Genomic DNA, 11,474 nt, shown 5'->3' on the forward strand with positions numbered 1-11,474 from the left:
CTCGTAAGGGGTGGGCGCTCGGGGCGAAGGTGGTCAGGCGATCCGGCGCAGCCAGCGCCGCTGCCACGGAGTCTCCACCGCCTTCGGGTGGTAGCCGGCCCGCACCCACGGCACGGCCCGTTCGGCTGGCAGGCCGTCGAGGATCGCCAGCGCGGCCAACGCCGTACCGGTGCGCCCCACCCCACCCCGACAGGCCACCTCCACGCGCTCACCGTCGTGCGCCCGCCGCAACGTCGCCCGCAGGGCGTCGAGCGCATCCGCCCGGTCGAGCGGTACCCAGAAGTCCGGCCACCGGATCCGACGGTGCGGCCACGCCGGCTCGGGGCCGGGTGCCAACAACAGGGCGAAGTCGGCGGGTGAGGCGACCTCGGCAGCGATGCGCCGTCCGCGCACCGTCGCCCCGCTGGGCAGGACGAGCACACCCGACTGCTCGGGCCAGGGCTGAGGGACAGTCACCCCAGCATTCTGCGCCATGCACCTGGCCGTCGGATCCCGCCGGTGAGCGGGGATGGGGACAGACAAACACCCCTGCCGCTCGCTTGCTGACTGGGCAGAGACAACACCCCCGCCGCTCACTCGGTGACGCACACAGATAGCGTCCCCGCCGGTCACCCGGTGACGCGCAGATAGCCCCCGGCCAGGCACCGGAGGATCGGGACAGAGACTGCGCCCCAACGGTCACCCGGTGACGCACACAGACAGCGTCCCCGCCAGGCACCGGCGGACGGGACAGACAGCGCCCCGACGGTGACGCGTCCAACCGATCCGTCGACGGCCCCCGCCCCCGCCCTACGCGCGGGCGGGGGCCGTCCGCGTGCGCCCCATCCGCGGTCCACGAATCCGTCGGTGGGAAAGACAGCGCCGCCCCCGGCTGGTGGGCCGGGGGCGGCGTTGGTGTCGGTGTGCAGGTCGCCTCTCGGCGAGTGGCGCGACGCGGCTCCAGCCGAACGGTGTTCCGCGAAGGCAATATTAGGTGAGGCCCGGGGACACTGAGTCACACCGACACTGTGCACAACCGGCAGCGGCCTGGCGTTGTTCCCGACCTTTGCGCCCCCACGACGTCGTGAGATCGTGGACAGTTTCCGTTCTGGCGTGACGGTAACTGTCCAAGATTCGGCCGCGGGACATGCCGCTGGCCGGCACCCCGGGTTCGGGGTGCCGGCCAGTCGGTGTCACGCGGTGCTGCGGTGCTGTGGTGTGGTGGGTCAGCTGTTCCAGTGCTGGGCGACCAGGTCGGCAGCCTGCTGCTCCCACTGGGCGTAGGCGTCGGGGTAGGCGGAGACCTGGACGGTCTGCGCGGCGTCGGTCAGCGCCATGTCCTGCCAGCCGTCGACCTGCTTGAGGCCCTTGAGGAACGCGGTGGTGGAGTACTCGGGGTCGGTGATCTGCTCCGGCGTGCCCCAACCCGAGCTCGGGCGCTGCTGGAACAGGCCCAGCGAGTCGTGGTCGTTCATGTCGCCGAGGTGGCCCAGGTTCTCCAGCTTCGACTCCTGCAGGCTCGTGGCGATCGAGATCACCGCGGCCCGCTCGGGCAGGCCGGCCTTCTTCGTGGCGGCGATGATCGCCTTGACGTTCGCGGTTTGCTCGTCGTTGAGGTCGATGTGCGACTGCGGGCCCTGCGCCTTGACCGTCTGCACCGCGACCGCGACGGGCTTGCCGTCGGTGGCGGGGGCGGCGTGCGCGGCGATCGGACCGGCGAACACGCCACCGGCGAAGGCGAGACCAGCAACGGACAGCATGCTCTTACGAATGATCGTGTTCATGAGGGTTGCTCCTTCGGGGGGTAGACACCACACGCGCCCTTGTTCCGGGGGGAACGGGAACGTGGGGTGCAAGCACCTCGTCCGGCGCTCTCATACACGGGGGAAAAGTCTTAAGGTCGGCGGCCGACGGGCGCAGGGCTCGTGGCGCCGGGGTCCAGCGGCCGACAAGCGGAGGGCTCGTGGCGCCGGGTCCATGTGTAACGACCACCGGGCCGGGGTCATTCCGGGATCGGCCCATCCATCGGCACCCAATGGAAGCGGGGTGCTGGTGCGGTCGGTCGGGGGTCTGCAACGACCGCGGCCTGGCCGGCATTCCAAACCCGGGAGCCCCGGGGTGCGCGCCGTGGTCCTGCGAACGTCAGGGTGTGTAACGACCCCGGGCCCGCCACGATTCCAACCCACGGGTGCACCCGGTCACAGGCCAGACCACCCCAGACCGGACATTCGGCGTCACGGCGCCACCATCCCGTCGCCGAACCGGCTGCTCCCGGGGTTGGTTAACTCCGTATCCCCGACATCGGGGCATCCGCAGCGCCCGGACACCGCGACATCGCCGATACCGAGTCGATCAATCGTCAGGGCGGGTTCGAGGCCAGAGTTCGCGATCAGGGATACCTCAGAGGCACAGTTATGACTCACAGGTATAGCGCCGAAGACAACGACCGCCACCCGAGGCGGCCGACGTGCCCACCGGCGCCCCGCCGGGACCGGAGCACGTCGCGCCCACCGGCATCGCCGCCACCACGGCACGTCGGCGGGAGCCGGACACACAGCCGGAGACTCTGACATCACCGACGCCGCCGATCACTGGGCCGGAGCAGTGGGGCGGCGGGTCAGGTGCCCAGGTAGCGCAGCACGGCGAGGATCCGGCGGCTGTAGCCGGCTACGTGGGCGAGGTCGAGCTTGTCGAAGATGGCGTTGACGTGCTTCTCCACCGCGCTCTGCGACACGTGCAACCGCTGGGCGATGGCGGCGTTCGTGTGCCCCTGGGCCATCTCGTGCAGGACGTCCCGTTCGCGCGGGGTCAGCCGACCGAACGGATCCGGCCGGTCGGAGCCGGCCACCACCTGACGGACCACCTCCGGATCGAGCGCGGTGCCTCCGGCGGCGACGCGGTCCAGTGCGTCGAGGAAGTCGTCGACCTGGGCTACCCGGTCCTTGAGCAGGTAGCCGACCCCCTCGGGGCGGTCCGCGAGCAGCCGGCCGGCGTACCGTCGCTCGACGTACTGGGAGAGCACGAGGACGGCCGTGGTGGGCCAGCGCCGACGGATCTCCAGGGCTGCGCGCAGCCCGTCGTCGGTGTGCGTGGGCGGCATCCGGACGTCGGTGACGACCACGTCCGGTCGGGACCGCTCGACCGCTTCGACCAGTTCGTCGGCGGTGCCGACCGCCGCGACCACCTCGTGGTCCTCCTCGGCGAGCAGCCGTGCCAGACCCTCCCGGAGCAGCGTCGAGTCTTCGGCGAGGACTAGCCGCATGGCAGTTCCGCCGACACGGTGGTCGGGCCGCCGGCCGGGCTGGTCACCCGCAGGTGGCCGTCCAGTGCGGCGACCCGTCGGGCCAGGCCCGACAGGCCTCGGCCGTTGGGGTCCGCGCCACCCACGCCGTCGTCGTGCACGCGCATCCGGACCCACCCCTCCCGTACCCCGATCTCGACCGTGACGAGCGTAGCGGCGGCGTGTTTCGCGGCGTTGGTGAGCGCTTCGCAGGCCACGAAGTACAGCACCGTCTCGATCTGCCGCTCCGGGCGGACCGGCAGGTCGCAGCGGATCCGCACCGGCACCTCGGAGCGGTGGGCGACCATGGCGAGCACCTCGCCCAGGTCGCTGCCGTCCAGCGCCGACGGGTAGACCCGCCACGCCACCTCGCGCAGCTCCTCGACGGCCCGTTGCACGTCCTCATGTGCCTGGGCGAGCAGGGCGGCGGTGCGGTCGGCGTCGCGGGCTCGTCGGGCCCGGCCGAGGAGCATGCCGAGGGCGACCAGCCGCTGTTGGAGGCCGTCGTGCAGGTCGCGTTCGATCCGCTGCCGTTCGGCGTCGACCGCGGCGATGACCCCGGCCCGGCTGGTGGTCAGCTCGCGGACCCGCTGGGCCAGCTCCGCCCGACTGCCCGGGCTGAGCAGCCGCCGGGCCAACCGGACGTCGAGCGCGGCGACAGTGGCGAAGGCCTGGACGTTGAGCAGCAGCAGCACCGCGCCGACGGCGACCTGGGCCACCGCGTCGAGGAGGGTCAGCTCGCCGCGTACCGCCGCGCGCAGCACGATCCCGGCGAGCACCACACCGACGCCCAGCACCGCGTACGCCAAGAGGCCGAGCACGCCGGGCAGCAGCCGGGCCGCCAGGTAGCCGATCTGCCGCCGGGTCGACGCGCTTTCCGGCGCGGGCAGTCCACCCGAGGCGAGCAGCCCGGACAACCGGCGGCTCTCCACGCGTACCAGCTGCGCGGCGTACCGTCTCATCAGGACGGTGACCCATCGGCGGGTCGCGGGCGCGAGCGCGGACGCGCCGAGCGCGACCGCCGCGACGGCCAGGAAGGCCAGTTCGACGGCGGCGGTGGCGGTCCCGGCGGCGACGCCGACCGGCAGCCGGAGACCGTCCCACCGCCAGCCGGGCCGACGCTCCCCCACCACCACCTGACGCCCGTCCACGCCGGGTCCGCCCGGCTGCCGGCTCAGCGCTCGTCCGAGGCCCACGAGCCGCCACGGTAGAGGGTGCCGCGACCACCCGGATCGGGTACGCCGTGCCCCGCGCCGCGCTGGTCCAGGTCGTCGAGGTCGGCCGGCTCGGGGTTCCGAGCGGCGCGGCGGGCCCGCAGCACGCGGGACCCGACGAACCAGGCGACGGCCGCCACGCAGGCCACGATCACCACGTTCTGGAGCACCCCGACGTACCCCTCGACGAGGTGCCAGTTGTCGCCGAGCAGATAGCCGGCGAGCACGAAGGTGGTGTTCCAGATCAGGCTGCCCAGCGTGGTGTAGAGCAGGAAGGTGCTCACCGGCATCCGCTCCACCCCGGCCGGGATGGAGATCAGGCTTCGGAAGATCGGGATCATCCGGCCGAAGAAGACCGCCTTCACGCCGTGCCGGAGGAACCACGCCTCGGTCCGGTCCACGTCGCTGAGCTTCACCAGCGGCAGTCGGGCCGCGATGGCGCGCATCCGGTCCCGGCCCAGCGACGCGCCGATCAGATAGAGCGCCAGCGCGCCGAGCACCGAGCCCAGGGTGGTCCAGAAGATGGCACTGATCAGGCTGATCCGGCCCTGCGCGGCGACGAACCCGGCCAGCGGCAGGATCACCTCGCTGGGGATCGGCGGGAACAGGTTCTCCAGCGCCACCGCCAGGCCGGCCCCCGGCCCACCCAGTCGTTCCACCAGGTCACTGACGTAGCCGACGAGTCCGTCCTGGGGCGGTTCGGCCGCAGCGATGGGAGTTCCGGTGGCGAGCACGGCGTGGGACGTTCGAATCATGCCCACACGCTACGAAGTGATCCTGAGAGTCGACCATGAGGTGGACCGCCCGGGCGCGCGGGTCGACCACAGCGACGAGGGTGCGGAAAACCGCACCCCGCTGCGGCTCGTGGTGGCGCAGCCGTTGTGCGTACCGCGGGACGTCGCGGCGAACGCGCGGGCACACGCCGTCGCGGTCCGCGCGGCGCGCGCCCGGGTGGTGCTTTTTCCGGAGCTGTCACTGACCGGGTACGAGCTGGACGCCCCGGTCGTGCCGGTCGACGACCCCCGGTTGGGGCCGATGGTCGAGGCGTGCGCCGAGACGGGCGCGCTGGCCCTGGCCGGCGCGCCCGTCGCCGGTGACCACATTGCGATGCTGGCCGTGACCGGTGCCGGAGTGACGGTGGCGTACCGGAAGATGTGGCTGGGCGACGCGGAGGCCCGCCGGTTCCGGCCGGGCGAGGCGCCGGCCGTGCTCGACGTGGACGGGTGGCGGTTGGGGCTGGCCATCGCCTGCGAGCGCAGCGCCTACGGCTGATCAGGCCGACGATCCGCAGGGTTAGGGTGGCGGGATGACCTCCGGACGGCTGGTGCGACTGCGGCGCTATCCGGTGAAGTCGCTGCTGGGCGAGCGACTGCCCGCCGCCGAGGTGGGCGGGACCGGCGTGGTGGGTGACCGCGCGCTGGCCCTGCTGGACAGGGCAACCGGTCGGGTGGCCAGCGCGAAGCAACCCCACCGGTGGCGCACGCTGCTCACCATGCGGGCGTCCGGAGCGGCACCCGAGCCGGTACGGATCACCCTGGCCGACGGACGGCGCCTGTCGATGTCGGATCCGGACGTCGACGGGGTGCTCTCCGCTGCGGCGGGTCGCCCGGTGACGCTGGTCGACGCCGTACCGGCCGATGCCACGCTGCTGCGGTCGCACCCGGACGCGGTGCTGGCCGCCGGGCTGGCGGACGAGGTCCCGGCGGATGAGAGCCGGCTCGGCTCGGCGGCGCCCGGCACCTTCTTCGACTTCGCTCCGATCCACCTGGTCACCACCGCGACGCTGGACCGGATCGCCGCGGACCTGCCGCCCGGCGCGGGAACGGTGCAGCGGTACCGGCCCAACCTGGTGCTCGACACGGTCGGGGACGCCTTCGCCGAGAACGACTGGGTTGGCCGGAACCTGCGGATCGGCCGGGATCTGGTGCTCGCCGTGCTCGCCCCGACGCCACGCTGCGCGGTGCCGACGCTGGCGCACGGCTCGCTGCCCCGGGAGACCGAAGCGCTCCGGGTGCCCGCTCGGCTGAACCGGGTCGAGCCGCTGCCCGGCCTGGGCCCGCAGCCGTGCGTCGGCGCGTACGCACGGGTGGTCCGCGCGGGCCGGGTGGCGGAGGGCGACGTCGTCACGGTCGGCTGAATCTGGGCCGCCATCGGACGGCTGACGCTCGGCGCGACTACCGCTCGCGGGGCCGGAGACCGCGAAGTGCCGTGTCGACGACCTGGTCGACGTATTCAGCGTTCAAGGGGCCGGTGCGTTGGAGCCACCGGTTGAGGACCGGGCCGAACAGCAGGTCGACGGCCACGTCGAGGTCGATGTCCTCGGCCAACTGCCCCGCGCGTTGGGCGGCACGCAGGCGGGCCTTCTTCAGCTCCCGCATCGGCTCGTCCAACCGCTTCGCGTAGTCGGCGGCCAGGGCGGGGTCGTGGACGATCTCGGTGTGCAGGGCGCGCATGGGCTGGTCGTAGCGCGGATCGTTCAGCTCGGTGACGGTGGCCCGCAGGACCAGCTTCAGGTCGGCCGCCAGGTCGCCGGTGTCGGGCAGGGCGCCGGTCTGGCCGTCCTCCCCCTCGGTGGTGAGGGCGAGGAAGGCGTCGAACAGCAGCGCACCCTTCGACGGCCACCAGCGGTAGATCGTCTGTTTTCCGACGCCGGCGGCGGCGGCGATGCCCTCGATGCTGAGCTTCGCGTAGCCCACCGTGCCGACGAGGTCGAAGGCGGCGGCGAGGATGGCTCGCCGCGCGGTCTGGCTGCGGCGGCTGGAGTCGGGGGCGACCTGTTTGGGCACGCGGCCAATCTAGCAAAGAAGAGACGAGACGGTCCGTCTTGACAGACCCACCGGAACCGGTAGAGTCAGCCGACAACGAGACGGGACGGTTCGTCTCGCACGGTGGAAGGAACCTCATGGAAAGCTCAGGCACTGCCGCATCCCGCGTCTGGTTCATCACCGGGGCGAGCCGTGGCCTCGGCCGCGCCTTCACCGCCGCCGCGCTCGCCGCCGGTGACCGGGTCGTCGGCGTCGCCCGCGACGTCTCGCCGCTCGACGATCTCGCCGGCCGCCACCCCGACCGCCTGCTGGCGCTGCGCCTCGACGTCACGGACCGCTCGGCCGTCTTCGACGTCGTCGGCCAGGCGGTGCGGCACTTCGGCCGGCTCGACATCGTCGTGAACAACGCCGGCGCGCTCTTCGCCGGCATGGTGGAGGAGTTCACCGAAGCCGAGGCCCGCGCCCAACTGGACCTCAACTTCTTCGGCGCGCTCTGGGTCAGCCAGGCCGCCCTGCGAGCCATGCGGGCGCAGGGCCGCGGACACATCGTGCAGATCTCCAGCATCGGCGCGCTTGGCGGCTTCCCCAGCACAGGCCTCTACAGCGCGAGCAAGTTCGCGTTGGAGGGCATGAGTGAGGCGCTGGCCGCCGAGGCCGCCGGGTTCGGCGTCAAGGTCACCATCGTCCAGCCGGGTGGCTACTGGACGGACCTCTACACGAGCAGCACGGCGACCACGCCGAACCCCGCCTACGACTCGCTGCGGGCGGAGTTGGAGAAGCAGTGGGCGGAAGGGTCGATCGACAGCGAGCCGCGGCTGGCCGCCGAGGCGCTGATGACGCTGGTCGACAGCGACGACCCGCCGCTGCGGCTCCTGCTCGGCAGCATGGTCTACGACCTCGCCTTTGACATCTCCCGGCGACGCATGGACACCTGGGCCGGCTGGGAAGACGTGAGTCGTAGGGCGGAGAAGGCAGTCCCGGCCCCGGCCCCGGGCGCCGAGCTGACCTGACAGCTGCCCGCCGGCAGCGTCCCGGTTCGCGGTGGCCCAGGGGCATGTCGTACGGCTCGGGCAGGATCGGCCGCATGGCCGCACTCCCCGCTCGACTGTCCGTCGTGACCCTGGCCGCGCGCGACCTCGGCGCGCTGCGCTCCTTCTACCGCCGGTTGGGCTGGCCCGAGCTGCCGTCCAGTGACGACGGTTGGTCGGCGTTCCTGCTGGGTGGCGTCCTGCTCGCGCTCTACCCGCTGCCGGACCTGGCGGCCGAGGCGGCGCCCGGCGTGTCTGGTCCGGCCGGCGGCTGGTCCGGCGTCACCCTGGCCTGCAACGTCGACAGCCGCGCGGAGGTCGACGCGGCCTTCGCCGCTGCCGTCAGGGCTGGCGCGACGGTGGTGGCGGAGCCCACCGACCGGGCCTGGGGTGGACGCTCCGCCTACGTCGCCGATCCCGAGGGCAACCGCTGGGAGATCGCCTGGGCGGGCACGGCGGTCTTCGACGAGCGCGGAGCCGTCCTCTCCTTCGGCTGAGCCCGGTCCGCACGGTCAGCCGGCGTCCAGCACCTCGCGCAGCCTCGCCGCGAACTCCTCGGGCTTGCCCGCGTAACCGAACTCACCACCGAGGAAACCACCGTGGTGGCTGGGGAACACCACGGCCTCCTGGCCGAGCAGGGCGGCGGTGCCCAGTGCCGTACGGGCGGTGTACGTCCGCGCCGACTCCTCGCCGACCGCGATCACGATCCGGGTCGGTGCGGCGGTGAGCCGCTCCGCGTCGGGGCGGTAGTCGGTGATCGCCCACGAGTTCTTCGACAGCAGCGGGTCGTCGCGGGTGCCGTCGTCCTCGGTCGACATGCCGAACATCGCCGGGTCGGGCGCGGGTTGGGCGAAGTAGGCGTCGGTGAACTCGCCCTGCCAGGACGTCATCGCGATGAACGCGGCCATGCCCGCGCCGGTGCCCTTCGCCTGGTACGCGTCGTAGAAGGCGGCCCGGGCGCGCTCGGCGGCCGTGGCGTCGGGGAGTACGGCGTTGATCGGCGGTTCGTGCGCCACCAGCGTGACGACGTCGCCGGGGTGGGTGGCGACGAGTTCGAGCGCGGTCACCGCACCGCCGCTGCTGGCGAACACGTCGACCGGGCCGGCGTCGAGTGCCTCGATCAGCAGGTGCAGGTCGGCTGCCTGCTGCTGCGGGGTGTGGTCGGACCGGCCGTCGGCGCGGGTGCTGCGGCCGAGGCCGCGCGGGTCGTAGGTGACGACCGTGCGGTCGGTGAAGTGCGGGGCGAGCGCGTTGAAGCCCTCCGCCGTCATCGGCTGGCCGATCATGAGCAGCGCGGGGTGCCCGTCGCTCGGGGGCAGCGGGCCGCGGACGTCGTAGACCAGGTCGACGCCGGGTACGGCGAGGGTGTGCGTCTGCGTTGTCGTCATGCCGGTGAGACTACGACCGCCGGCACCTGATCTGGGTGCTCCGTGTGCGCGTCGCAACCGATACCGTCGCGGCATGCCCGAGTTGATCGCGCCCACCGTCCGTCGGCACGCCGCCTGGTTGGAGGCGCATGACGAGTGGGGTCCCGGCCTGCACGAGGACGGCTTCGGGCTGCGGGCGTCCGATGAGGTGCGCTCGCCGGACGGGTTCGCGGCCTGGGTGGGCCGGCTTGCGGAGGCGTCGGATCCGGCGAACCCGTTGCCCGCCGATCGGGTGCGGTGCACGTACCGGTGGATCGTCGAGGGTGACCGGGTGCTCGGCGGGATCGCGCTGCGGCATGCGCTCAACGACTACCTGCTGCGGATCGCCGGCCACATCGGCTACGGCATCCGTCCGTCCGCACGCGGGCGGGGGCTGGCAACCTGGGCGCTGGGGCGGATGCTCGGCGAGGCTCGGGCGCTCGGGCTGGATCGGGTGCTGGTCACCTGCGAGGTGGACAACATCGCCTCGGCGAAGACGATCGAGCGTCACGGCGGCGCCCTTGAGGACATCCGCGACACCGAACTGGGTGCTGTGCGGCGCTACTGGATCGCGCTGTCGACCGCTGGCACGTCAGCTGGCGTCGCCGAAGCGACGTAGCGTCCAGCGGGCCGGCGGCCAGCGGGCGGCGTCGTCGCCCGTGGTCCATTCGGTGATCGAGGCCGGGGCCACGTCCATGTCGAACGCCCGATGGAGCGGCTGGGCGGCGAGCGCGTGGAACGCGCTCTCGACGGTCTCGGTGTGTCCGACCAGGATCACGGTGGCGCCCCGGTGCCGGTGCGCGATTTCCATGATCGCGCGGCTGACGCGGGTCACCAGCTCGGCCCAGCTCTCGTTGCCGTTCTCGAAGGGCCGGAACAGTCCCCCACCCTCGGCCGCGTGGTCGGCCTGGAAGCGGATGGTCGGCATCCCGTCGGCGTACGGCGGCGTGTGCCAGGTGCACAGCCCGCAGTCCGCCACCGGGCGGACGCCGAACGCGTCGGCGATCGGCTGCGCTGTCTCGACGGCCCGGCGCAGCACGGACGAGTACACCGCGGCCGGTCGGTCGGCGGCGCAGTCGCTGGCGAGCCGCCGAGCCAACGCGCGTGCCTGATCCCGGCCCAGCTCGGTCAGGCCTCGGCAACCGTGCGGGCCGCCCACGGTGCCCATCACCTGGTGGACCGACTCGCCATGACGTACGAAGATCAGCCGCGTCCGCATCGGCTCATCATGCCAGCGGCGCTGATGGATGTGTCAGTCGTCGCTGCGGTCGGCGGAGAGAACCCGGGCCTGGGTGAGCAGGGCGTCGAGTTGGGCACCGGTCCGCGCCGGTAGCCGCTCCCGGTCCACCAACTCCGCGATCCGTTCCCGCAGGTCGTCGATGCGCTTGTTGCGGTCCTTGGATCGCCGGTTCAGGTCGGCCAGGTCGTCGCGCAGGTCCTCGGCGGTTTTCCGCTCGATGTCGTCCCGGGCCTGCGCCTGGGCGAGCACCGCCGCGAACTCGGCGCTGACCTCCCGCAGGCTGATCGGCATCTGCTGGCCGACGGCCGAGGGCGCCGAGCTGCTGGGCGGCGAGGACGGCGCCGCCGGCGTCGGCGACTGCGTGGTGGGTGCGGGCGCCGGGGCGGTGGTCGCCGGCGGGTTGGCGACCTGCCCCGGGTCGGGAGAGTCGGGCGAGTTGAGGCCCTGGGCGAGCAGCGCGCCGAGGCCGATCAGCGCGGCGAGGCCGGCCGCGGTCAGCACGGCGAGGGGTCGCCGTGACCGGCGCCGGCGCGAGGCGGCGCCGACCTGCTCGGAGTGGGGG

At 72.8% G+C, this 11,474-nt stretch carries 12 protein-coding genes and 2 pseudogenes; 5 read left to right on the forward strand and 9 right to left on the reverse strand.

Features of this window, described 5'->3' with window-relative positions; all coding sequences use genetic code 11:
- Positions 1–33 precede the first annotated feature (33 nt).
- The 5 genes from EAD89_RS27970 to EAD89_RS27990 form a co-directional block, all read right to left on the reverse strand.
- Positions 34–456 carry a protein-tyrosine phosphatase family protein gene (locus EAD89_RS27970; protein WP_233579215.1) on the reverse strand — a complete coding sequence of 141 codons (423 nt, stop codon included), beginning with the start codon at positions 454–456 and terminating at the stop codon, positions 34–36.
- 749 nt (positions 457–1,205) lie between these two features.
- Positions 1,206–1,763: a hypothetical protein gene (locus EAD89_RS27975; protein WP_121677791.1), complete on the reverse strand. Its 558-nt coding sequence runs from the start codon at positions 1,761–1,763 to the stop codon at positions 1,206–1,208.
- A gap of 833 nt (positions 1,764–2,596) precedes the next feature.
- The gene (locus EAD89_RS27980) at positions 2,597–3,241 is read right to left on the reverse strand and encodes a response regulator transcription factor (RefSeq protein ID WP_121677792.1); all 645 of its coding nucleotides are present in this window, start codon (positions 3,239–3,241) and stop codon (positions 2,597–2,599) included.
- Positions 3,232–4,455, reverse strand: a complete 1,224-nt coding sequence (locus EAD89_RS27985) for a sensor histidine kinase (RefSeq protein WP_233579216.1) — start codon at positions 4,453–4,455, stop codon at positions 3,232–3,234. The genes EAD89_RS27980 and EAD89_RS27985 overlap by 10 nt, the downstream gene beginning before the upstream one ends.
- Positions 4,434–5,228: a DedA family protein gene (locus EAD89_RS27990; protein ID WP_121653864.1), complete on the reverse strand. Its 795-nt coding sequence runs from the start codon at positions 5,226–5,228 to the stop codon at positions 4,434–4,436. The genes EAD89_RS27985 and EAD89_RS27990 overlap by 22 nt, the downstream gene beginning before the upstream one ends.
- Before the next feature lie 100 nt (positions 5,229–5,328).
- On the opposite strand from EAD89_RS27990, the pseudogene EAD89_RS27995 reads away from it, so the two are divergent.
- Together EAD89_RS27995 and EAD89_RS28000 are read left to right on the forward strand one after the other, a co-directional pair.
- Positions 5,329–5,718 (forward strand): annotated as a pseudogene (locus EAD89_RS27995) (carbon-nitrogen hydrolase family protein); the annotation flags it as partial.
- A gap of 61 nt (positions 5,719–5,779) precedes the next feature.
- Positions 5,780–6,610 carry an MOSC domain-containing protein gene (locus EAD89_RS28000; RefSeq protein ID WP_121677793.1) on the forward strand — a complete coding sequence of 277 codons (831 nt, stop codon included), beginning with the start codon at positions 5,780–5,782 and terminating at the stop codon, positions 6,608–6,610.
- Between the two features lie 37 nt (positions 6,611–6,647).
- Here EAD89_RS28000 and EAD89_RS28005 read toward each other — a convergent pair whose 3' ends face one another.
- Positions 6,648–7,259, reverse strand: a complete 612-nt coding sequence (locus EAD89_RS28005) for a TetR/AcrR family transcriptional regulator (RefSeq protein WP_121653843.1) — start codon at positions 7,257–7,259, stop codon at positions 6,648–6,650.
- Positions 7,260–7,375: 116 nt separating this feature from the next.
- On the opposite strand from EAD89_RS28005, the gene EAD89_RS28010 reads away from it, so the two are divergent.
- On the forward strand, positions 7,376–8,248 hold the full coding sequence (locus tag EAD89_RS28010) for an SDR family oxidoreductase (protein WP_121677794.1): 873 nt from the start codon (positions 7,376–7,378) through the stop codon (positions 8,246–8,248).
- Positions 8,249–8,322: 74 nt separating this feature from the next.
- Positions 8,323–8,763 (forward strand): VOC family protein, encoded by a 441-nt coding sequence (locus EAD89_RS28015; RefSeq protein WP_121677798.1) that lies wholly within the window; start codon positions 8,323–8,325, stop codon positions 8,761–8,763.
- 15 nt (positions 8,764–8,778) lie between these two features.
- Here the strand turns inward: EAD89_RS28015 and EAD89_RS28020 are convergent, their stop codons facing one another.
- Positions 8,779–9,654 (reverse strand): alpha/beta fold hydrolase, encoded by an 876-nt coding sequence (locus EAD89_RS28020; RefSeq protein WP_121677795.1) that lies wholly within the window; start codon positions 9,652–9,654, stop codon positions 8,779–8,781.
- Between the two features lie 73 nt (positions 9,655–9,727).
- On the opposite strand from EAD89_RS28020, the gene EAD89_RS28025 reads away from it, so the two are divergent.
- Entirely contained in the window at positions 9,728–10,291 is a 564-nt protein-coding gene (locus EAD89_RS28025; RefSeq protein ID WP_121653839.1) for a GNAT family N-acetyltransferase, read from the forward strand.
- On the opposite strand, the gene EAD89_RS28030 is transcribed toward EAD89_RS28025, so the two are convergent.
- On the reverse strand, positions 10,265–10,891 hold the full coding sequence (locus EAD89_RS28030) for a histidine phosphatase family protein (protein ID WP_121677796.1): 627 nt from the start codon (positions 10,889–10,891) through the stop codon (positions 10,265–10,267). The two genes, EAD89_RS28025 and EAD89_RS28030, sit on opposite strands and share 27 nt — an antisense overlap.
- Before the next feature lie 33 nt (positions 10,892–10,924).
- Positions 10,925–11,474, reverse strand: a pseudogene (locus EAD89_RS30595) (serine/threonine protein kinase); the annotation flags it as partial.

Origin of the sequence: Micromonospora sp. BL4 (assembly GCF_003667505.1) — a bacterium.
Classification (GTDB): domain Bacteria; phylum Actinomycetota; class Actinomycetes; order Mycobacteriales; family Micromonosporaceae; genus Micromonospora.